This window comes from Hanstruepera ponticola, from assembly GCF_012931685.1.
Lineage (GTDB): Bacteria > Bacteroidota > Bacteroidia > Flavobacteriales > Flavobacteriaceae > Hanstruepera > Hanstruepera ponticola.
Map to the genome: position 1 here is coordinate 422,650 of NZ_JABANC010000002.1, position 20,758 is coordinate 443,407.

23 protein-coding genes are annotated in these 20,758 nt (G+C 33.1%); 9 read left to right on the forward strand and 14 right to left on the reverse strand.

Features of this window, described 5'->3' with window-relative positions; genetic code table 11:
* Positions 1–59: 59 nt before the first annotated feature.
* The 4 genes from HGK31_RS07780 to HGK31_RS14620 all read left to right on the forward strand — a co-directional run bounded on the left by HGK31_RS07780 (position 60) and on the right by HGK31_RS14620 (position 2,843).
* On the forward strand, positions 60–626 hold the full coding sequence (locus HGK31_RS07780) for a hypothetical protein (RefSeq protein ID WP_191859236.1): 567 nt from the start codon (positions 60–62) through the stop codon (positions 624–626).
* 135 nt (positions 627–761) lie between these two features.
* Complete coding sequence (locus tag HGK31_RS07785; RefSeq protein ID WP_191859237.1) at positions 762–1,196, forward strand: hypothetical protein; 435 nt, start codon at positions 762–764, stop codon at positions 1,194–1,196.
* Positions 1,197–1,256: 60 nt separating this feature from the next.
* Positions 1,257–2,060 carry a hypothetical protein gene (locus HGK31_RS07790; RefSeq protein ID WP_191859238.1) on the forward strand — a complete coding sequence of 268 codons (804 nt, stop codon included), beginning with the start codon at positions 1,257–1,259 and terminating at the stop codon, positions 2,058–2,060.
* Positions 2,061–2,117: 57 nt separating this feature from the next.
* A complete protein-coding gene (locus HGK31_RS14620; protein ID WP_223115320.1) occupies positions 2,118–2,843 on the forward strand; it encodes a DUF6090 family protein in 726 nt (241 codons plus the stop codon).
* A gap of 185 nt (positions 2,844–3,028) precedes the next feature.
* On the opposite strand, the gene HGK31_RS07800 is transcribed toward HGK31_RS14620, so the two are convergent.
* Genes HGK31_RS07800 through bshC form a run of 6 tightly spaced genes read right to left on the reverse strand, consistent with a single transcriptional unit; the run spans position 3,029 to position 10,399 of the window.
* The gene (locus HGK31_RS07800) at positions 3,029–3,265 is read right to left on the reverse strand and encodes a DUF3820 family protein (protein WP_191859239.1); all 237 of its coding nucleotides are present in this window, start codon (positions 3,263–3,265) and stop codon (positions 3,029–3,031) included.
* Positions 3,266–3,805 (reverse strand): DUF922 domain-containing protein, encoded by a 540-nt coding sequence (locus HGK31_RS07805; protein WP_191859240.1) that lies wholly within the window; start codon positions 3,803–3,805, stop codon positions 3,266–3,268.
* 44 nt (positions 3,806–3,849) lie between these two features.
* Positions 3,850–5,793: a LysM peptidoglycan-binding domain-containing protein gene (locus HGK31_RS07810; RefSeq protein WP_191859241.1), complete on the reverse strand. Its 1,944-nt coding sequence runs from the start codon at positions 5,791–5,793 to the stop codon at positions 3,850–3,852.
* 42 nt (positions 5,794–5,835) lie between these two features.
* Entirely contained in the window at positions 5,836–7,371 is a 1,536-nt protein-coding gene (guaA, locus tag HGK31_RS07815) for a glutamine-hydrolyzing GMP synthase (protein ID WP_191859242.1), read from the reverse strand.
* A gap of 49 nt (positions 7,372–7,420) precedes the next feature.
* Complete coding sequence (locus HGK31_RS07820; protein ID WP_104734392.1) at positions 7,421–8,791, reverse strand: pyridoxal phosphate-dependent decarboxylase family protein; 1,371 nt, start codon at positions 8,789–8,791, stop codon at positions 7,421–7,423.
* 3 nt (positions 8,792–8,794) lie between these two features.
* Positions 8,795–10,399, reverse strand: a complete 1,605-nt coding sequence (gene bshC, locus HGK31_RS07825; protein ID WP_191859243.1) for a bacillithiol biosynthesis cysteine-adding enzyme BshC — start codon at positions 10,397–10,399, stop codon at positions 8,795–8,797.
* A gap of 250 nt (positions 10,400–10,649) precedes the next feature.
* Between bshC and HGK31_RS07830 the strand changes: the two genes are divergently transcribed.
* From HGK31_RS07830 to HGK31_RS07850, 5 genes are all read left to right on the forward strand, one after another.
* The gene (locus HGK31_RS07830) at positions 10,650–11,447 is read left to right on the forward strand and encodes a dienelactone hydrolase family protein (RefSeq protein WP_191859244.1); all 798 of its coding nucleotides are present in this window, start codon (positions 10,650–10,652) and stop codon (positions 11,445–11,447) included.
* 25 nt (positions 11,448–11,472) lie between these two features.
* Positions 11,473–12,744, forward strand: coding sequence for a carboxypeptidase-like regulatory domain-containing protein (locus HGK31_RS07835; RefSeq protein WP_233451035.1), 1,272 nt, complete (start codon positions 11,473–11,475; stop codon positions 12,742–12,744).
* An 11-nt stretch (positions 12,745–12,755) separates the two neighbouring features.
* Positions 12,756–13,613: an O-methyltransferase gene (locus HGK31_RS07840; RefSeq protein WP_191859245.1), complete on the forward strand. Its 858-nt coding sequence runs from the start codon at positions 12,756–12,758 to the stop codon at positions 13,611–13,613.
* A 171-nt stretch (positions 13,614–13,784) separates the two neighbouring features.
* Positions 13,785–13,949: a hypothetical protein gene (locus HGK31_RS07845; protein WP_191859246.1), complete on the forward strand. Its 165-nt coding sequence runs from the start codon at positions 13,785–13,787 to the stop codon at positions 13,947–13,949.
* 154 nt (positions 13,950–14,103) lie between these two features.
* Positions 14,104–15,249: an alpha/beta hydrolase-fold protein gene (locus HGK31_RS07850; protein WP_191859247.1), complete on the forward strand. Its 1,146-nt coding sequence runs from the start codon at positions 14,104–14,106 to the stop codon at positions 15,247–15,249.
* Between the two features lie 30 nt (positions 15,250–15,279).
* On the opposite strand, the gene rimO is transcribed toward HGK31_RS07850, so the two are convergent.
* From rimO to HGK31_RS07890, 8 genes are all read right to left on the reverse strand, one after another.
* Positions 15,280–16,584: a 30S ribosomal protein S12 methylthiotransferase RimO gene (gene rimO, locus HGK31_RS07855; protein ID WP_191859248.1), complete on the reverse strand. Its 1,305-nt coding sequence runs from the start codon at positions 16,582–16,584 to the stop codon at positions 15,280–15,282.
* 59 nt (positions 16,585–16,643) lie between these two features.
* On the reverse strand, positions 16,644–17,597 hold the full coding sequence (gene ftsY, locus HGK31_RS07860; protein WP_191859249.1) for a signal recognition particle-docking protein FtsY: 954 nt from the start codon (positions 17,595–17,597) through the stop codon (positions 16,644–16,646).
* 144 nt (positions 17,598–17,741) lie between these two features.
* Positions 17,742–17,894, reverse strand: a complete 153-nt coding sequence (locus HGK31_RS07865; protein WP_104734399.1) for a DUF4295 domain-containing protein — start codon at positions 17,892–17,894, stop codon at positions 17,742–17,744.
* 46 nt (positions 17,895–17,940) lie between these two features.
* Complete coding sequence (rpmG, locus tag HGK31_RS07870; protein ID WP_007648529.1) at positions 17,941–18,123, reverse strand: 50S ribosomal protein L33; 183 nt, start codon at positions 18,121–18,123, stop codon at positions 17,941–17,943.
* A gap of 23 nt (positions 18,124–18,146) precedes the next feature.
* Positions 18,147–18,383 carry a 50S ribosomal protein L28 gene (gene rpmB, locus HGK31_RS07875; RefSeq protein ID WP_104734400.1) on the reverse strand — a complete coding sequence of 79 codons (237 nt, stop codon included), beginning with the start codon at positions 18,381–18,383 and terminating at the stop codon, positions 18,147–18,149.
* 99 nt (positions 18,384–18,482) lie between these two features.
* Positions 18,483–19,730, reverse strand: coding sequence for a competence/damage-inducible protein A (locus HGK31_RS07880; RefSeq protein WP_191859250.1), 1,248 nt, complete (start codon positions 19,728–19,730; stop codon positions 18,483–18,485).
* A complete protein-coding gene (locus tag HGK31_RS07885; protein ID WP_191859251.1) occupies positions 19,730–20,071 on the reverse strand; it encodes an Hpt domain-containing protein in 342 nt (113 codons plus the stop codon). The genes HGK31_RS07880 and HGK31_RS07885 overlap by 1 nt, the downstream gene beginning before the upstream one ends.
* Positions 20,072–20,683 carry a fumarylacetoacetate hydrolase family protein gene (locus tag HGK31_RS07890; RefSeq protein WP_191859252.1) on the reverse strand — a complete coding sequence of 204 codons (612 nt, stop codon included), beginning with the start codon at positions 20,681–20,683 and terminating at the stop codon, positions 20,072–20,074.
* Positions 20,684–20,758: the final 75 nt, after the last annotated feature.

A 20,758-nucleotide genomic window follows, 5' to 3' on the forward strand; every position in this document is an offset into this window, starting at 1 on the left:
AACATTCATAAAACATTCTTGTCTTGTATAAGTAGCTAAAAAAAACTAATCAACAGAATATGTTCTACAGAATTTTATTTATAATGGGAATTAGCTTCCTTTTAATTGGACAAATAATTCTTTCAAAAGGTAATGCGTTTGTCTACAGCCTCGAACCAATTGATTTTGCTCATTGGTCTTTACTTGTTGGCGTTGTCCTGCTAATTCCTCAAGTAATCTCATTTCCCAAGAAACCTTTTAGTTACATAGGTATACCTCTAACTATCATCGGAATAACCTGTATAATCGGCATGTGTGTAATTGATTTTATTTTTTGGAGTTTCACAAATGATCAATTACGTGATGATTTTACGAACCACATAACTCAAGTCCCATCGATCTGGAAAACGTTTATGACTATTGGACCAAGCTCGAAAGTATTTAATCTAGGATTGTTAACATTAAGTTTGAACTATTGGAAAACTGAAAAGTTGGGTGTCGGAATTTTAATTCTCGCAACATTGATTTTATGGCATGTTATTCCTACTCCTCATAGGTTAATTTTTGGATATTCATTTACGCTTATTGCATTCGGAATTATACTTTTTGGCAAAGACATAAAAACCATGCTAAAACACCGTGTATAATTAATTGCTTTGGTCGTAGCTTATTTGGAAAATTCCTTCGTAATTTTCTCGCGTTCGTTTTTGTTTGCTAAATTAGTTGCTTAAACATGTCACTAGCCATAGACTAAACCGTTTGCCAAACATTACGTAAAACTCATGAAAAAAAGAACAATAGCATTATTACTTTTGATTATCGGACTTGCTTTGAGTATAGCCTTTATCATGAAGATTGAATTTCCTCAAGGGTTCGAGTTATATTTTAAAAGAGCATACTATAACCAATATGGTCCATTAGCAATAAGTGTTGAATTGTTATTTGCAAGCTATTATCTATTTATTGGGCATAAAAAGACTAATTTCACTTTGGCTCTTTTTGGTTTTACAGCATTGTTAGATCCCTTTTTTAATCAAATTGGGCTTTTCAATAGTATCGTGCCTTTATATGGTACAATAATTTTAGCGATTTGTGCAGTGTTATGTTTATGGTTGGCATTTTCAAACCCATTTAAATTAAAACGTTTATCTCATTTGGCAGCCATATTAAGTGTTGTACTTGGTGTTTTTATTGAGCTTTTCTTTAATTACATATAATGTGTGCTAAGAAACAATGTGTATATTTAATTATCCTACCTTAACAGAAACCGCAGACTAATGATTAAGTTCTTTAGAAAAATTAGACAAAATTTACTTTCAGAAGGAAAAACTGGAAAGTATTTAAAGTATGCGATTGGCGAAATTGTGCTTGTCGTGATTGGCATCTTAATAGCACTACAATTAAATAACGCCAATGAGGATTGGAAAAAAGAAAAATTGAGGCAAGAACTTTTAATTGAACTTCGATCAAGTATAATGTCTGATACTATTGTTCTTAAAAATGAAAGAAAAGACTTGAAATCGGCTTATACTAATGCCAATCTATTAATTAATATCATTAATGACGATTTACCATATACAGAATCTTTAGATTCTTCTTTGGCATTAATTGAATTGGCAAAAATAAAAAGAGCCGATTATAAAATATTTGATAGGCTCTTAAATATTGGAATTGACATTATTGATGACAAAGATTTAATAAATGAAATTGTTCATTATTATGAAGATTCAAAAAATTTAGAGGATATCGGTCATGAAGAAACAAAACTATTAAAGGAAAAAATTTATCCAAATTACTTTGATAGATATAGATATGGCAGGAAAGCCAAACCAAATGATTTTGAAAAATTAAAAAAATCTACGGAATTTAAAATTGTACTTGATTATGTATCTGGGAATTCATTATTCTTAATTAAAAGATCTATACACCGAAAAAATTTGGCAACAGAAATACTAAAAATTCTTGATACAAAAATTACATCTGAAACAGTTTTGTCTGTAAAAGAACCCTACATAAAAACTATGGAGAAAGATTCAATAGATATTGCTAATGAGATTGAAAATTTAAAAAATACTAAATAACCAAATTACAACATCGAGTCGCTTTAATTATCCTACCATTTTAGAAACCACTAACTAATGATAAAATTCTTTAGAAAAATTAGACAAAACTTGCTTTCTGAAGGCAAAACTGAAAAATATTTGAAATATGCAATTGGTGAAATCATTCTTGTGGTTATTGGGATTTTGATCGCGCTTCAAATAAACAATTGGAATGAAAAAAGAAAAGAACGTAATAAAGAAGACCAGCTAATTGACGTTTTAATTACTGACTTACAATCAAAAAAAGCTGAATTCACATCTGATTTAGCCATAGGAAAATCAATAATTCGTAATTCTGATGTATCAATTAATTATTGGAAAAAAAGTAGTGACATAGATACTTTAAATTTAAAATACCTACTAAAATATTTAGCTGAAGACGAATGGTTTTTTAATGAAAATTCACCCGTTTATGCAACTATTGCGGGTTCTGAATTATGGAAACAATTACCAGATAGCTTAAATAGACAAATTGATAATATGTACAGAATACAGTTCGGGTTAATCAAGTCAGCATTTGCAAAACAAAGCGAATATGCCTTAAATGGTAAATTAAACTTTCTCGCACCAAATCATCTGTTAAATCTAAATGAAAGCACATTAAATCTGCAGCGAATAGTAGCAGAAAATGATGAGGACTTTATTGTTTTCCTTGAATTATTTAAAAGTGGAGTTATTCGGTTGACTTCTAAATTTGAAACGACTATTCCTTCTATTGATAGGCTTATTGAAAATTTAGAATTCTATAAAAACGATAAATAAAAAGTAACCCATTACAACGTGTACAGCTCATAACCGTCGCCTATTTGCTGTTCTTGTATCTTAAGGGTTTTTACTGCTTTTAGTTTCTGAAATATTTATGGAATTAAAGAATAAAACGAATAATACAAAATTTCTTAATACTATTGCTCGTTTTCAGCTACCCTTTTTAAAATAAAAGACAGGTTTTATTTCTTTGGAAAGTTGGTCTTAATGTTTCTGATTAACTCTTCCAATCCGTTTACTTTTAGTTCATAAACTGTTTGTAAGTATTCTCCTAATTTGCCTTTTGGGAACCCTTTTGTGTGGTACCAAACCACATAGTATTCTGGTAAGTCTATTAAATAACGGTCTTTGTATTTACCATAAGGCATTTTGGTATGTGCCAATTTTATTAAGAAATCCTTATCGGGTTGTAGCGCCATTTATTCCGCTTTTATAAAACTATTTAAAGCATTCAACTGTTCAGTAATACTATCCTTCCAAAGTTTTTGTTGTTCTTTATTTCTTGAGAAATCAGAAGCGTTATCATAGTTGTTTTGCATAGTGCTCAAATCCTGTAATATCTGTAAGTGTAATGCATCTAATTTACTACCAACAGAATTGGATATAGATAACTCACTTATTTGCTGTCGTAATTTACGTGCGTGGAGCTCAGTAATATCAAAATGCAACTGTTCATGCTCCAAAATATGGTTGCTAACTTCTTCTGGTTTGTACCAAGATTTATCAGGATAAAAATGTGCTGTTACATCAGCGGTAAAATCTGTAATATTACCATCAGTCTCACTTAATCTATAACCAAAGGTAATTCCGGAAGCTGTAGTGGCGGCAGCATCAGAATTATTATTAGGTGTACCTTGAAAATCTGACCATTGTAATTTGTAGTCAGGTGACCATGCCATTTCCTTTTCTACTATAAGAAGGCAAATAACACAATAAAAGGCAAAGAATATTTTGTTCATTTTTAAGGCGTAAAGCACTTAATAAAACGCTGATTCATGCAAAATTATTGCTTAAACTGATCTGAGACATCTGAATTTGGAGTGACCTCAACAATTTTTAAATCTTGATATTTTACCAAATACACCGTGGTATTGTAATATCCACCCAATAGTTGCTTTTTGTACGCGAATTTATTCTCAACATAAGATGTTAATGGTGCCATATTGACCGATTCATACAAATCTTCATAATTCAAGACCCTTAAAATAACATCCATTGTTACATCAAACCCTCTTACAGCAACTTTATTTGGCGTGACGCCAAATCTGTTTATATAATTTTTGGAAAAACTGTTACTTTCATCCTCATTATAGGTTTTGGCAATGGTAGGAAATAGAAACTGTAAATTTGATAGATGGTAATTAGAAACTTCGTCATCTTCAAAAGCAGCACTCATATTTGAAGTTGCCAAAATAATTTGGCGGTCTTTTGTAATAAAAGCATTTAACTTACTTGAAACATTAGATACCAATCCAGGATTTGAGGTCTCAAGAAAAACGAGATTTTTTCCTGGTTTCAGTTTAGGAATAATATCGTCATCCAATATATAATAAGCATCCTGTCCTTCTTTATTCTTTCTTGAATAAACTTGTGGTGCAAAAGCAAATTCGCGTTTTAAATCATTACTTACTTTGGTATGGTCATTATCAGCAATAATAATAATTTGGTTAATTGAAGTGTCTTGCTTTACGTAGTTTACAATTTTATCATACAATAAATCTTCTGATGGTCTAGATTGAAAAACATTATCAGTAAGCGTTACATTTTTTGTAATTGGAGATACAACAGGTATGCTATCCGTTCGTAATTGTGAAGCTACTTTCTGAATATTATTGGGCATAAAGGGTCCTATAACAACATCTACATTCTCAAAATTATTTTCATTTAGAATTTTTGAAACTTCACTAGTTAAGTTTTTGGTATCATACACATCAACTTTTAATGAAACTCCCATTTTGTCAAGAGAATCTAAAGCCACAACAACGCCCGAATAAAAATCCAATGACATTTTTAAGAAGGGGTCTTTTTTCATTTGTGCTTTTGTATCGGCCACAGAATCAATATCTACCTTGTTTAATTTAAAAGGTAACATTATAGCGACGTGTTTTGTTTTGCGTCTATCAATGCCACTTGATAAATCTACTGGCTCTAAAGCACTTGATGTATTCACGACTTTTTGAGTATAAGGAATCTTCAATACCATACCTACTTTTAATCCGCTATCTTTTAATTCCGGATTCAATGCTTCTAATTCAGCTTGATCTAAACCTAACTTCAGTTTCAATCTGTAAAAACCTTCTTTTGGTAAAACTTCATAATATGAATACTGATTATCAACTTTTTTCTCTTCGGCCAATTCAATATTAGGAACATTTATTTTATCACCTGGATTAAGCACCTCTGCCATACCTGGGTTTAAAGCTTCTAACTCATCAACCGTTATCCCATATTTATAAGCTATACGCCATTTGCCTTCTTTTGGCAATACCGTGTATTGCTTTGAAGGCTCTTTGACTTCTACCACTTCTAATACACGCTTAAAAACAGGAATTTTTAATCGGTCTCCCTTTCTTAAATTATTAGCATATAAAAACGTATTGTGCTTTTTGATATCATCCTCTTCAACATCATACTTTTTAGATAAACTATATAATGTTTCTTTACGTTTTACTTTATGGTCTTTAAAACCAACTAATTCTTTTGTTATTGATGCTTGAGGTGAAGGGCTTAACTTTGATTTTGGAATAATTAATACCGTATTTCGTTTTATGCCTTTTTTGGCATCTGGATTGAGGCTGTAAATATCAAATGGTGTTACGTTATATACTTTTGCAATACCTTCAATAGTCTCTCCTTCTTTGACTTTATGAGTTTTATAATTTTGAGCGTTGGTTGCAACACAACCAAAAATTAATAGAAAGGATAGGAGATAAAAAAACTGTTTCATTTATGATACTTTATTAATATACGCTTCAATGTTTAAAATGGACTATTCCCATTCAATTGTTGCAGGTGGTTTTGAACTAATGTCATACACTACTCTATTAACGCCTTTAACTTTATTTATTATTTCGTTGGACGTTTTTTGCAAAAATTCATAAGGTAAATTCACCCAATCTGCCGTCATACCATCAGTGCTTTCTACAGCTCTCAATGCCACACATTTTTCGTATGTGCGTTCATCACCCATGACTCCTACACTATTTACAGGCAGTAAGATTGCTCCTGCTTGCCAAACACTATCATACAAATTATACTTTTTAAGGTTACCTATAAATATGGCATCAACCTCTTGTAATATACGAACTTTTTCGGCTGTGATATCACCTAAAATCCGAATAGCCAATCCAGGACCAGGAAATGGATGACGCCCTAATAGCATTTTATCCATATCCATAGAGGCTCCTACTCTTCGAACTTCATCCTTAAACAAAGCCTTTAATGGTTCTACAACTTTTAGCTTCATAAAATCTGGCAATCCGCCAACATTGTGATGACTTTTAATAGTAGCACTAGGACCGCCTGTGGCCGAAACACTCTCAATTACATCTGGATAAATGGTGCCTTGTGCTAGCCATTTCACATCAGTTATTTCATGGGCTTCATCATCAAACACCTCAATAAACACGCGACCAATAGCCTTTCGCTTTTGCTCGGGATCACTCAACCCAGCTAATGCATCCAAAAAGCGTGCCGAAGCATCCACACCTTTTACATTCAATCCCATTCCTTTGTATTGCTCTAATACATCATGAAATTCATTTTTGCGCAGTAAGCCGTTGTTTACAAAAATACAATAGAGGTTTTTACCTATGGCTTTATGCAATAACATGGCGGCTACTGAAGAATCCACACCACCTGAAAGTCCTAGAACAACTTTATCATTCCCTAATTTTTCTTTTAACTCATCAACGGTTTCTTCAACAAATGATTGAGGCGTCCAGTCTTGATTAACACCTGCAATGTGCACTAAAAAATTTTCTAGTAACTGCTTACCATCTGTTGTATGATATACCTCTGGGTGAAATTGAATGGCATAAGTTTGTTCGCCTTCAATTTTATACGCTGCATTTTCCACATCATGCGTGCTTGCCAGCAACATGCCATTTTCAGGTAATTGCTTTATAGTATCACTATGACTCATCCATACTTGGCTACCTGTTTTTATATTATTAAAAAAAGGTTCCTGATCCTTAACAAACGACAAGTTTGCACGACCGTATTCACGGGTATTTGAAGGTGCTACCTCACCTCCAGAAAAATGTGCTAAATACTGCGCTCCATAACAAACAGCCAATAATGATTTTTTTCCGCGAATTTCTGCTAAATCTGGATGTAAAACAGCTTCACCTCTAACAGAGTTAGGGCTTCCCGAAAGAATAACCGCTTTAAAATCTTCAATATTATTTGGAATCTTGTTGAATGGATGAATTTCACAATAAATGTTTAATTCTCTCACGCGACGAGCAATAAGTTGTGTGTATTGCGAGCCGAAATCTAATATAAGTACGTTGTTGTGTTGCATGCGCAAAAGTAATATTTAATACTAAAAATGTATTTATATAATTAAAAAATTATACCATGGAATTTAAAATCAATTGAATATCTTTTTCCGTTGTATCTGGATTGATAAAGCAAAATCTTGAGACGGTTTCATACACTTCACCATTTTTCCATTTGGTTGGTGTTACTAAAGCAAATCCTTTGTTATGATTTTCATAAGTCCAATGGGTGTAGTCTTCCGGCTTCCATCCTTTTCTTCTATACAGAACACATGATAAACTTGGCTCTCTTACCAACTCCAAATTAGGATCAGCCTCAATCATACGACCAGCTATTTGAGCCAATTCAATACCGCGCTCAACCGACTCCTTATATCTATCCGTTCCGTGTGTGGCTAAAGAAAACCATAATGGTAATCCTCGAACACGACGCGTTAGTTGTATTTGATAATCTGTAGGGTTAAAACCGTGAGCACCCTCGTCTTTAAAAATATCTAGATAAGAGCCCTGTTGAGAATGTGCCTCTTTTGCTAGCTCTGGCTCTTTATAAATTACTGCTCCACAATCATATGGTGAAAACATCCATTTATGCGGATCAATTGTTATACTATCAGCTTTTTCAATACCTTTAAATAACGGCCTAACAGAATCTGCTGCTAAAGCACCACCACCATAAGCAGCATCTACATGAAACCACAATCGTTCTGCTTTGCATACTTTGGCTATTCCTTCTAAATCATCAATTATTCCAGCATTGGTAGTTCCACCAGTTGCTACAACGGCAAACAAACGCTTGCGTTGGTGAAAAGTTAGGTTTTCAATTGTTTCTTGAAGTGCAATACCTGTTAGTTTTTCTTCTGTATCTACTAAAAGTATATCGACGTCAGCCACTTTTGCCATGGCCTTAATCGAGGAATGTGCACCAATTGATGTAATAATTAATCCTTTTTCACGCTTATAAGTATCATCTCTACGCCAATATTCTCTTGCGGTAACTATGGCAGATAGATTGGCAGCGGTACCTCCACTTGTAAAAACACCAAATGCGCCTTCTGGCATTCCAGTAAGTGAAACAATCCATTGCATGGCTTCATTTTCACAAAATATACCACCTGCTCCTTCCATCCAATAAGCACCATGAATACTTGAAGCAGAAGTCACCAAATCAAACATAACTGCAGCACGCGTTGGTGATGCAGGTACAAAAGCAAGATTTCTTGGGTGATCAACTGGCACATTGGCTTTGGACAAGTGCTCTTTCCATAAATTGAATGCATACTCTCCACCAATCCCTTTTTCGGTAATCGTATCACCAACCAAAGCTTTTAGTTCTTCAGCTTTTTTGGGTTTACCAATATGATGTTCAGTAGCTGATATTCTACCAATGGCATATTTCATGACATCCAAAGTCATTTCAATAAGCTCAATATCTATTTTATGCATGAATTAGTCTAAATTTAGTATTGTAAATTCGCCTTTAAGTGGTTGCAAATTTAACACTAACTGCTGAATTAATTGGTCTCCATACTCTAAATAAAAGTCAGAAAAATTAGCTTGACGCTCTTGTAAGCTTTGGTTTGGGAATAGCGTATCTTGGATGTTGGTAACACGACCAATAACCTCTTTTAGTTTACGCTTTTGGGCTTTTAACAAACGTTTTTCAAGATGCTCCAATCCTTTTACTTGTTTTCGTTCTTGAGCAGCTACAGCTCCGAGAAATGATTTATCTGTTTTTTCAGCCAATTCGTAGAGGTCTTCAAATTGCTTATTTAGTTGATTTTTTTGAGCTGTAAAATCAATATCAATTTGAGAAAATTGTCTAGTGACTTTTGTTATTAAATCATCTTGCTTTAAAAACATTTCTGAAATGTCAATATCCAACTTTTCTAATTTTTCTCGTTGTTTTTTTGAAATAAGTAGCACCGAATTTCTTAACAACAAAATTGGAAAAGGTACTTGATGAGCTTCAAAACTTGATTTCAACTGAAACCAGTAGGCGAGCTCTCCACCTCCCCCAATATAACAAAGATTAGGCAAGATTACTTCTTGGTATAAAGGTCTAGTAATTACATTGGGACTAAAACGTTCGGGATTATTTTCAACTTCATCTATAATAGTTTCAACATCCCATTTGATATCCGTGTCCAATACTTGGTAAATTCCCTCATTTTCAACAATTCGCTCCCGCAAACCATCACTTATATAAAACAAATTTATCTCTCTAGGATTAACTTGAACTTTATAATCAGCTTCAAGTTTATTCAGATTTTTATTGGTTTCAGACACTTTTTGAAACGTTGTTTTATTTAACAACTCATCCTTTATATTTGGTATAAATAATTGCTTCAAGCTTTTATCATTACCATCTAAAATCACTAAACCTAATTCTGAAAAAAACGTATTGACCAAATATCGCGTAGCTTCTGCTAGTGTATCATGTTTTAGATAAGCTTCTTTGAATACTGTTTTTAAAGTATCAGCATTATTTCCCAAACCAATTTCTACGGAAAACGCCTCATATACTGCATCCAATCCACTTAAATTTAACTCTCCTACAGGGCCCGAAACTTGTTTAGACCATTGAACTTTTTTTCCGTTATGATTAAAAAAATTTATTTCATCAAAATCATGATCTTCACTAGCCATCCAGTAAATTGGAACAAAGTTATAGTTAGGGTATTCTTTTTTTAATTCACTACAAAGATTAATAGTAGAAACAATTTTATAGAAAAAATAAAGCGGTCCGGTAAATAAATTTAATTGATGCCCCGTAGTAACAGTAAACGTATTTGAATCTTTTAGAGCAGAAATATTCTTACTTGTTTTGCTTGAAACTGAAATGCTTTCATTTTGAGACTGAAGCACTTTTATAAGAATCTCTCTACTTTCTTTATTGAATGACGCTTGTTTTTCTTCAATTTGAAGTTTAAAATTATTAAGTTCAGGGAACTTATTATAAAATGGTTGCAATCTGTGTGATTGATCTAGATAATCACAAATTAAGTCCGAAAAATAACCTGTTTTCTTAAACGGAATATAACTTGATGGCATATAGTGACTTCATTTTTTTGTAAAGATACCATCTTTTGAAGATAATATTCAGAATTTCGGTTTTTAGCTTTTTTTTAACAAGCCATACTTTAGCTCATTACAATTACGGACATTTATCTCAACAAAAGTGGTGTTTCACTAATCTAAACATATAGTTTACTCAATTAAAGAGGTTTTGTATCTAATTTATTTTTAAATTTATAAATGAAAAATCTTAATTATTGCTAATTAAAAAGAATAAACCATTATTATGAAAAATTTAAAACCAACCTTTTTATGTTTATGTGTACTTTTTCTATCATTCAGTTGTAGCAATTCAGATGATAGTGATCCTAGTCCACCAAATCGAACTTTTAATGATGTCAGACAAGATTTCAGCGAGATTGAATTTTCAACCGGAAATAACGACATTGCCCTGTTAAACCATTTTAATTTTATATGGAATTTTAGAGTTATTATGCCAGATGTAGATTTTACAAATAATAACCGACCACTGATTGTTACACTTCATGGCGGAGTTTCTATAAATGACCCTGACGCACATACTTATACCGATTGCTATGCAGTGCCTGGCTTTGCTTCTCTTGATGCTATAATTATTAGTCCAAATGCAGACCAATTGTCTTGGTTTAATGCCTATAATGTTGAGCAGGTATTGTCACTAGTGGATTTAGCAAAAGAATTTTTACCTGTTGATGAATCTAAAATTGTTATAAATGGTTATAGTGATGGCGGAAATGGTAGTTGGTATTTAGGTGAGACACGATCAAATTTCTTTGGAGCCGCTATACCTATGGCAAGCGCCTATGGATCTTATAACCAAAATGGCACACCTAGAGTTATGCCAGTACCTATGTATGTAATTCACGGAGAAAATGATGAGCTATTCCCTTTAGAGGATATTGAGAGTTGGATTGATGAAACCAATGGTGTAGGAAGTGACGTAACACTAGACATAGCATCAGGTTTAACACATACTGAACCTTGTGAATATGTGCCTTATTTACAAAATGCATCAGATTGGCTTCAAAACCATGTATGGAATTAAAAGCAAAACATAATGAAACATAATTATGATGCAGCTGCCTAAATTACAATTTAAGATTATTGCTATATTATTATTGCTTTCAGCCATCAGCTTAAATGCTCAAAACCCAACAGATTTCATTGAAATAAGAGGTTCAGTAATCGACGCTAATAATGAAGAACCTCTTGTTTTTGCTGATCTCATAGTAACCAACACCAACATAGCCACAATAACAAATACCGAAGGTGAGTTTCTGTTAAAGGTGCCAAAAAATATAGTTAATGCAACCGTAAAGATACAGTATTTAGGGTATGCTGATACCGATATGTCAGTCTCTGATTTATTAAAAAAGAGTAATATACTTTTAAAGCCATCTTTCACACAGTTAGAAGAAGTTAATATCACCAGACCCAAAAATGCTGAAGCATTAATTAAATCCATGCTGAAAAGAAGTGGTGAAAATTATTTTTCTAACAAGACAACCATGACTGCTTTCTATAGGGAGACTATAAAAAAAAGAAGGCAGAATGTATCTTTATCAGAAGCAGTTATTGAAATTCAGAAACAGGCTTATGCCAATAACAAAAGAGATGCAATCAATATTGTTAAAGTCAGAAAAAACACCAATTACTCTAAACTCGATACTTTAGCCCTTAAACTTCAAGGTGGTCCTTTTAGTAATTTGTATGCAGACATCATTAAGTATCCGCAATATATTTTTACTGAAGACAATCTATCGCAGTACATCTTTACGTTTGACAAGTCAACTCAAATTAATGATAGGTTAGTTTATGTCGTCAATTTTAAACAAAAACCAGAATTAAAAATACCGCTCTATTATGGTAAATTATTTATTGACTCCAAGAACCTAGCACTTACAAGTGCTATTTATAGCTTAAATTTAGATAATAAAGTATTGGCAAGTGAGTTATTTATTCGTAAAAAACCCAATAAAGTACGCGTATATCCCACAGAGGCCAACTACCGTGTAAATTACCGAGTACATGAAGGCAAATGGTATTACAGCTATAGTAATATTCTTTTATCTTTTAAAGTCAATTGGAAAGGGCGTTTATTTAATAGTTATTATTCTCTAAATAGTGAAATGGCAGTCACTAATTGGGAAAATGCTTCAGAAAAGTTTTCTAAACCAATAGACAAGAATCTTATTTTAAAACCAACAAGCATTCTTATAGATGAAGCTACTGGTTTTTCTGATCCTGATTTTTGGGGAGAGTATAATATCATTGAACCTGAAAAATCTATTGAATCAGCGATTAAAAAAATCAACAAACAGTTGGAAAAATCAGAATCTTAATTCAGTTATTTATGAGTTTGAAACAACTAGTAAAAAGCATAACACCAGGATTTGTAATCAAGAAAATACATGCTTCCAGAAAAGCCAAAGAAATGGCTGCTTTTCACAAACTATCAACAGAACAGCTTGATTCAAAAAATCTAATTCATGAAAATGACGTCAACCTTTCAGAAATTTTAAACTCAAAAACTATTGGTGAATTTTGGAATCAATCCAAGCAAGAAATAGATCAATTTATAATTCCTGATGGTACAGGAGGAGTCAATCCCGGAGACCGAAGAGCACTTTATTATTTATTGTGTCATTTTAAGCCAAAGTCTGTTTTAGAAGTGGGTACACATATAGGTGCCTCAACACTTCATATTGCCTCTGCTCTTTTTATGAGTCAGGTTAACCATGGTCTTGAAGTTGATTTTAAAACGGTAGATATTCGGGATGTTAATTGCAAGCAAAATAAACCTTGGCTCGACTATGGCACTAAATATTCTCCTTTGGAAATGATTACCAAATTTGGCTATGACAGCTTTACGACTTTTAAAGCAGGCATGTCTCTTGATTTAATAAAAACAACTTCTGAAACATTTGACTTTATTTTTTTAGATGGCGATCATTCTGGTGGAACCGTTTACCAAGAAATTCCCGCTGCATTAAATATTTTGAATCCTAATGGTGTTATATTACTACATGATTTTTTTCCAGAAATGAAACCACTTTGGTCTAATGGTTCTTTGGTTGAAGGACCTTATCTGGCAACCGAAAGATTAATTCAAGAAGGCGCCAACATTAAAGTTATACCTCTTGGAGATTTACCGTGGCCTACTAAACTAGGTACTAATATTACAAGTTTGGCTTTATTGGTGAGAACTTAAGTCTTAATGAGTTCTCGAAAATAATCTAAAAAATAATCTTATTTTAAGTATGTAATCAATTCGATTAGCGACCCTTATGAAAGCATAGAAGGTGCGCTTCCAGAACATGATTCTGAATACAATTACTTTGTTTACAAAGGCACTAACAATGCTATTAGTACAACAGGTCATTTGGCAATTTACGAATCGGTCTCTATAGGTTATAGGAACATTTCAGGAAATAGTGGCTGTTGGTATGCTAATGGAGATAGCAACACGCTTGATACTGAAGCTAGCACAAGTAATGCTACATTTTTATATCAAGGCTTAAGTACTACCCAAAAACAATGGGATTAAACCTAAACTATTTTATGGTTAATTATAAGGTAAGCTTGAGGCTTCCCTTTTTTATTGAATTTGTAAAAAAAATAACCGAACTTCGTTATCGACCTATATAGTCAATTAAATTAAACATATCTTGAAATTACAAGCTATTAGGAGAATATCGCAAATGAAAAACATAAATTTTATATTTCTATTTATTGTTTCAGCCATAGCATATGGACAGGAAATAGATACACTTTCGTTTTACTCGAAAGCATATGGGGATGAAAGAACTGTTTACATATACAAACCCGAATTCTACAAATACAAATCAGATTCCGTAAAACTTCCTGTAATTTATCTACTCGATGGACAACACGAATGGTTTGCCAAACCAATCATTTCTGATATTCATTATTTACGATTTACAAAAGAAATTCCAAGTGCCTTAATAGTTGTTATTCCTTTAAAAGATAGAATTAAAGAATGTGCTATTGTAGATTTAAAAACCGAACTATCGTTAGATAAATTCATAACCAGAGAACTTGACAAAGAATTAATAACATATAACCCAAGTGAAATAAAAGTAATTATAGGACATTCTTTTACAGCATCTTTTGCGCTTTATTCATTTTACAATCATCCAAACTATTATACCTCTGTAATTGCGAATTCACCGTATGACCAAATGGAAATGCTTGTTGAAGGATTTGAACAATCGGAAGTTATTGATAAGTCAAAAATTTCGATTTCTATTGGCAGTAGCGTTAAGGATATCGCACATAGAAAGAAATACGACAATCTAAAAGCTCAATTCCCTTCATTTTTTGAGTCCATTTATACATTTGAAGCTAATTACTCGACTCATAATGCTGTTCCAATAGTAGCAGTTCCAACTTTACTTACAAAAGTATTTGAAGATTATAGAAATCGCTTCTTTGAAATTGCTCAAGTTGATATGGAATATAAACTAATAAATAAACCGGGTTCAATATCTGAAGAGTTGAATAAAATAAGAGTTGCTTCAAAAATTGGAAATTATGATTATCCACCTGAAATATCTGACATTAATGGAATAGCATCTCGTTATTGGAACAATGAACTAGAAGAATATGCGGCTAACATTTATGAACTTGGAGTGAAATATTATCCCAATTATTATGACTTTTATCTCTCCCTTTATGAGTTAACGCTAGATAATGACAAAGAAACATCAAGGAAATATTTAGAAAGAGCAGAACTTCTTTTAAAAACAGTAGAAAACAACTGGGAAGGAAAACTTGAAATTATTAAAGAAATACAAGCTAAAAAAATAAAAAACGGTAGGCAATAATGCAAAAAACCGATATTATTTAAGCAAAACTTAATTAATCACCTCACCATAAAGGTCAAAATCAGCGGCATCTGTGATTTTAACTTGGGTATATTCGCCCGTTTTTAAATAGGTTTTTGAAGCATCAATTAACACTTCATTATCTACATCTGGAGAATCATACTCGGTACGTCCCACAAAATAGTTACCTTCTTTTCTATCAATAACCACCTTGAATTCTTGTCCAATTTTAGCTTGATTCAGCTCCCAAGAAATTTGCGATTGTATTTCCATAATTTCATTGGCGCGTTCTTGCTTGACCTCTTCAGGCACATCATCTTCTAAATTATACGCATGGGTGTTTTCTTCATGAGAATATGTGAAACAACCTAAACGTTCAAAACGCATATCTTGTACCCATTGCTTTAACTCTTGAAAATTTTCTTCGGTTTCTCCGGGATAACCCACAATCAAAGTCGTACGAATAGTCATTTCAGGAACTGCTTCCCGAAACTGTTTTATGAGTTTGGTGGTTTTTTCTTTTGTTGTACCACGACGCATACTTTTTAAAATATCATCCGAAATATGCTGTAATGGTATATCCAGATAATTACAAACTTTAGGTTCACGTTTCATGACATCTAACACATCTAACGGAAAACCTGTTGGAAACGCATAATGCAAACGAATCCACTCAATACCATCAACTTTCACCAAAGCTTCTAATAATTCAGCCAGATTACGCTTTTTGTATAAATCAAGTCCGTAATAGGTTAAATCCTGCGCAATAAGAATCAATTCTTTTACACCATTGGCAGCCAATTTTTCAGCTTCGGTTACCAATTCTTCAATAGATGTACTTTTATGTTTGCCACGCATTAAAGGAATAGCGCAAAAACTACAAGGTCTATCACAGCCTTCGGCAATTTTTAAATAGGCATAATTTTTAGGCGTGGTTGTTAATCGTTCACCTATCAACTCATGCTTATAATCGGCACCAAGTGCTTTTAACAAATGTGGTAATTCTGTTGTTCCAAAATAGGCATCTACATCAGGAATTTCCTTTTGCAAATCGGGTTTATAACGCTCGCTTAAACAGCCTGTAACAAAAACCTTATCGACATCTCCTGCTTCCTTTTTCTGCATGAATTCTAAAATAGTGTTCACACTTTCTTCTTTCGCATTATTGATAAATCCACAGGTATTAATCACAACAACATTCCCTTCTTCCTCATGAGCCACGTCTTTGCCATTAGCCTTTAGCTGACCCATTAATACTTCGCTGTCGTAAACATTTTTACTACAACCAAGCGTGACCACATTAATCTTATTCTTCTTTAGTGATTTTGTTCGCATGAAACGTAAGTGATTAAATTATAATGATCTTTCAACAAGATCAGGATGAGCATTTATTTCTATTTGAAGAACGAGTCTACAAACTCGTATTTATTAAATACTTGTAAATCTTCGATACCTTCCCCGACACCTATATATTTTACAGGAATTTGAAATTGATCAGAAATACCAATAACCACACCACCTTTGGCTGTACCATCTAATTTGGTAACTGCCAATGACGTGACTTCGGTTGCAGCTGTAAATTGCTTAGCTTGCTCAAACGCATTTTGACCTGTAGAGCCATCTAGCACCAAAAGCACATCATGAGGTGCGTCTCCAACTACTTTTTGCATAACGCGTTTTACTTTGGTAAGCTCGTTCATTAAGTTCACTTTATTATGTAAACGTCCTGCTGTATCAATAATGATAACATCGGCATCTTGGTTGACACCTGATTGCAAGGCATCAAAGGCAACAGAAGCTGGGTCGCTTCCCATATCTTGACGTACCATAGGTACATCTACACGATCTGCCCAAACTTGTAATTGATCTATCGCAGCAGCTCTAAATGTATCGGCTGCACCTAAAACCACTTTGAGTCCTTTCTTTTTAAACTGGTAAGCTAATTTTCCAATAGTAGTGGTTTTTCCAACACCATTCACACCAACAACCATCAATACATATGGTTTTTTATCGGTAGGAACCGTGTACTCTGTTTCTTCACCAGAATTGGTCTCACTTAATAAACCTGCTATTTCTTCACGTAGTATTTTATTAAGTTCTTCAGTTCCTAAATATTTATCTTTAGCAACACGTGCTTCTATTCGTTCAATAACTTTTAAAGTGGTATTGACACCTACATCACTGGAAACCAAAACTTCTTCTAAATTATCTAGAACATCATCATCAACTTTAGATTTCCCCGCAACTGCCTTACTTAATTTATTTAAAAACGATGTATTGGATTTTTCTAATCCCTTATCGAGTGTTTCTTTTTTTTCTGAAGAAAATATTTTTTTAAAAAAACTCATAGTAACTGTTTATAACTGAATATTACTCTAGCAAAATTCTTGCCTCGTAAATTATATCTGCACTTTTGTCATTCGTGCGTAAATATAAAACAAAAAGCTGCTTTCGAAAACCGAAAGCAGCTTATATATCATAAGAATAAACTCTTATTGTTTGTTTAACCAATCGTTTACTAACTCTGGAGCCATAACAGATTCTACAAACATGTAAGATCCCGTTTTTGGAGATTTTACCATTTTAATAGCTTTTGTTAATCTTTTAGATCCTGTTTGTAACGATGCTACTGATTTCTTTGCCATGTCTAAATATGTTTTAGGACATTTTCACTTAATGAAAATCTCTTTATTACTTAATCTCTTTATGAACCGTCATTCTCTTAAGAATAGGATTAAATTTCTTAATCTCCATTCTGTCTGGCGTGTTCTTTTTATTTTTAGTTGTAATATATCTAGATGTTCCTGGTTGTCCAGACTCTTTGTGCTCCGTACACTCTAATATTACTTGTATTCTGTTACCTTTCTTTGCCATTTTACTAACTTTTTATGTAGCTATTACTTAATGAAACCTTTTACTTTTGCTTGTTTTAAAGCAGCAGAAATTCCAATTTTGTTAATAGTCTTTAATGTTGACGCAGCTACTTTTAAAGTAACCCACTTATCTTCTTCAGGGATGTAAAAACGTTTTTTAACTAAATTCGCATTGAATTTACGTTTTGTTTTATTCATTGCATGAGACACGTTGTTTCCAACCATAGCCTTCTTTCCTGTAAGTTCACAAACTCTTGACATTGTTCTAACCTTTAAATGTTATTGTGTTCTGAATTGACGATTCTTTCAAAACAGGGTGCAAATTTAGTAAAACTTTGGAATATCAACAAACTTAAATAACTACTTTTTTAAAATTTCTTTTTGTAGCATTTCAAAAGCTTTGTTTACCGCCTTTCTAACCACTTTTTTTCGGTGGTTTCCAAAATTGAATTCTTCGGAGTAAACCGTATTTTTTGTAGCTATTGCTATAAAGACAGTACCAACTTCTGCATCCGAATCACCTTTGTCAGGTCCTGCATTTCCAGTAGTTGCAATGGCATAATCTGTTTTGAATAAATCACGGGCACTTTGTGCCATGGATTCAGCTACTTCTTTTGAAACAACCGAATGCTCATCGATAACAGCCCTTGGAATTTTTAAGACTTCAATCTTGGCTTCAGTAGCATAACTTACCACACTTCCTTTAAAATATTTAGAAGCACCTGGAATTGCTGTAAAACTTTCTGCAATTTTTCCACCTGTGCAACTTTCGGCAGTAGCTAATGTTTTGCCTAAATAAGTTAATTGTTTACCTAATAATGCTTCCAAAGAATCGTCCGTATCATAACCAGCAAAAATATCTTCAATTTGTGGCAGCAACACTTCAATTTGTTTTTGCATTTCGGTTTCAACCAAATCTTTATCCATTGATTTAGCTGATAAACGCAATCGCACTCTACCCAAACCTGGCAAATAAGCCAGCTTCATGAAATTGGGTAAATTATCTTCCCATGCTTCAATGCGTTCAGCCAAAGAACTTTCTCCTAAACCATAAGTCAATAAAGTGATATGTTTAATAAAAGGGAACTTATAAGCTTTGCGCAATTTTGGTATCACCTCATTTTCCATGAGTGCTTTCATTTCATATGGCACTCCAGGTAAGGATATAAATACTTTGTCATTTTTTTCTAACCACATGCCTGGAGCACTGCCAAACCTGTTCATAAGCACTTGACATTTTGAAGGCACCAATGCTTGATCAATGTTTACTTGTGCTAATGGCTTTTTAATGTATGTTTCCCATAAATGCTCAATATTTTTCAGTACAGCTTCGCTTTGCACTAACGTATCATTAAAATATTCAGCTAATGTCCTTTTGGTAATATCATCTTTAGTTGGGCCTAATCCACCTGTAATGACAATAATGTCAGCATTCTCTTCGGCTTCATACAGAGATTTAAGTATGTGCTCCTTATCATCTTGAACCGATGTAATTTGATATACCGAAACACCTATTCTATTAAGTTCTTTGCTTATAAAGGCTGAATTGGTGTCAACAATCTGACCAATTAGAATTTCATCTCCAATGGTTATGATTTCAGCTTGCATTACAATCCAAAATCTGTTTTTATTTCGGCAACAGCATTTTCAACAGCCACAGTAACAATTTGTAATTTTTCAGTAGGATCCATATCCGTTTTTTCAAACTTTCCCCAATCCTGAACTTCAATTAGGTCTTGAAGTACGCCTAACTCAAATAAATCGACTGTAGGTTTCATTTTATGAGCGGCTTGATAAGCCGAATAATAATCTGTGTTGGCAACAGCCGTTTTTAATCGTTCCAAGTCTTCTGGCACTTCTTCTAAAAATGCAGCTGCTAAAGCAGCCACAAAATCTTCGTCATTATCTGCCATTTCGCGTACTCTGTATAATTTGTAATATTGTTCCATTTATTTTACTGTTATTGAAAACATTTCGTTGTCTTCTATATATCCTTTTAATCTATCGTTTGCAACTACCTTGCCAACTCCTGCAGGTGTTCCGGTAAATATAATATCTCCAATCTTTAAAGTAAAATATTTAGAGACATATTCTATTAATTCGTCAATTTTCCATAACATATGACTCGTGTTACCATCTTGAACAACCTCATCATTCTTCTGTAATGAAAAAGACAAATTGTTTAAATCTGAAAACTGTTCTTTGGGCAACCACTTTCCGATTACAGCGGCTCCATCAAAAGCTTTAGCTTTTTCCCAAGGCAATCCTTTCTCCTTGAGTTGTGCCTGAAGATCACGTGCTGTAAAATCAATACCCAAACCTATTTCATTATAATATTTATGAGCAAACTTTTTGTCAATATGCTTACCAACACGATTAATTTTAACCAAAATTTCTACTTCATGATGGACGTCATTAGAGAAATCCGGAATAAAAAACGGTTGTTTTTTTAATAGAATGGCTGTATCCGGTTTTAAAAATACAACAGGATCTGTTGGCTTTTCATTTTCCAATTCTTCTATGTGCTTGGTGTAATTACGACCTATGCAGATTAATTTCATTTTTTTAAGATTAAAGAATCAAGACCGCTTTGCTTTTAGACTCAAGACTTATGTAATTGGCAGTAATGTCTTGAC

What these genes read in the sequence shown, in the direction of transcription:
- HGK31_RS07780 (WP_191859236.1), top strand. Translation starts at nt 60, where the DNA reads ATGTTCTACAGAATTTTATTTATAATGGGAATTAGCTTCCTTTTAATT.
- HGK31_RS07785 (WP_191859237.1), top strand. Translation starts at nt 762, where the DNA reads ATGAAAAAAAGAACAATAGCATTATTACTTTTGATTATCGGACTTGCT.
- HGK31_RS07790 (WP_191859238.1), top strand. Translation starts at nt 1,257, where the DNA reads ATGATTAAGTTCTTTAGAAAAATTAGACAAAATTTACTTTCAGAAGGA.
- HGK31_RS14620 (WP_223115320.1), top strand. Translation starts at nt 2,118, where the DNA reads ATGATAAAATTCTTTAGAAAAATTAGACAAAACTTGCTTTCTGAAGGC.
- HGK31_RS07800 (WP_191859239.1), bottom strand. Translation starts at nt 3,265, where the DNA reads ATGGCGCTACAACCCGATAAGGATTTCTTAATAAAATTGGCACATACC.
- HGK31_RS07805 (WP_191859240.1), bottom strand. Translation starts at nt 3,805, where the DNA reads ATGAACAAAATATTCTTTGCCTTTTATTGTGTTATTTGCCTTCTTATA.
- HGK31_RS07810 (WP_191859241.1), bottom strand. Translation starts at nt 5,793, where the DNA reads ATGAAACAGTTTTTTTATCTCCTATCCTTTCTATTAATTTTTGGTTGT.
- guaA (WP_191859242.1), bottom strand. Translation starts at nt 7,371, where the DNA reads ATGCAACACAACAACGTACTTATATTAGATTTCGGCTCGCAATACACA.
- HGK31_RS07820 (WP_104734392.1), bottom strand. Translation starts at nt 8,791, where the DNA reads ATGCATAAAATAGATATTGAGCTTATTGAAATGACTTTGGATGTCATG.
- bshC (WP_191859243.1), bottom strand. Translation starts at nt 10,399, where the DNA reads ATGCCATCAAGTTATATTCCGTTTAAGAAAACAGGTTATTTTTCGGAC.
- HGK31_RS07830 (WP_191859244.1), top strand. Translation starts at nt 10,650, where the DNA reads ATGAAAAATTTAAAACCAACCTTTTTATGTTTATGTGTACTTTTTCTA.
- HGK31_RS07835 (WP_233451035.1), top strand. Translation starts at nt 11,473, where the DNA reads ATGATGCAGCTGCCTAAATTACAATTTAAGATTATTGCTATATTATTA.
- HGK31_RS07840 (WP_191859245.1), top strand. Translation starts at nt 12,756, where the DNA reads ATGAGTTTGAAACAACTAGTAAAAAGCATAACACCAGGATTTGTAATC.
- HGK31_RS07850 (WP_191859247.1), top strand. Translation starts at nt 14,104, where the DNA reads ATGAAAAACATAAATTTTATATTTCTATTTATTGTTTCAGCCATAGCA.
- rimO (WP_191859248.1), bottom strand. Translation starts at nt 16,584, where the DNA reads ATGCGAACAAAATCACTAAAGAAGAATAAGATTAATGTGGTCACGCTT.
- ftsY (WP_191859249.1), bottom strand. Translation starts at nt 17,597, where the DNA reads ATGAGTTTTTTTAAAAAAATATTTTCTTCAGAAAAAAAAGAAACACTC.
- HGK31_RS07865 (WP_104734399.1), bottom strand. Translation starts at nt 17,894, where the DNA reads ATGGCAAAGAAATCAGTAGCATCGTTACAAACAGGATCTAAAAGATTA.
- rpmG (WP_007648529.1), bottom strand. Translation starts at nt 18,123, where the DNA reads ATGGCAAAGAAAGGTAACAGAATACAAGTAATATTAGAGTGTACGGAG.
- rpmB (WP_104734400.1), bottom strand. Translation starts at nt 18,383, where the DNA reads ATGTCAAGAGTTTGTGAACTTACAGGAAAGAAGGCTATGGTTGGAAAC.
- HGK31_RS07880 (WP_191859250.1), bottom strand. Translation starts at nt 19,730, where the DNA reads ATGCAAGCTGAAATCATAACCATTGGAGATGAAATTCTAATTGGTCAG.
- HGK31_RS07885 (WP_191859251.1), bottom strand. Translation starts at nt 20,071, where the DNA reads ATGGAACAATATTACAAATTATACAGAGTACGCGAAATGGCAGATAAT.
- HGK31_RS07890 (WP_191859252.1), bottom strand. Translation starts at nt 20,683, where the DNA reads ATGAAATTAATCTGCATAGGTCGTAATTACACCAAGCACATAGAAGAA.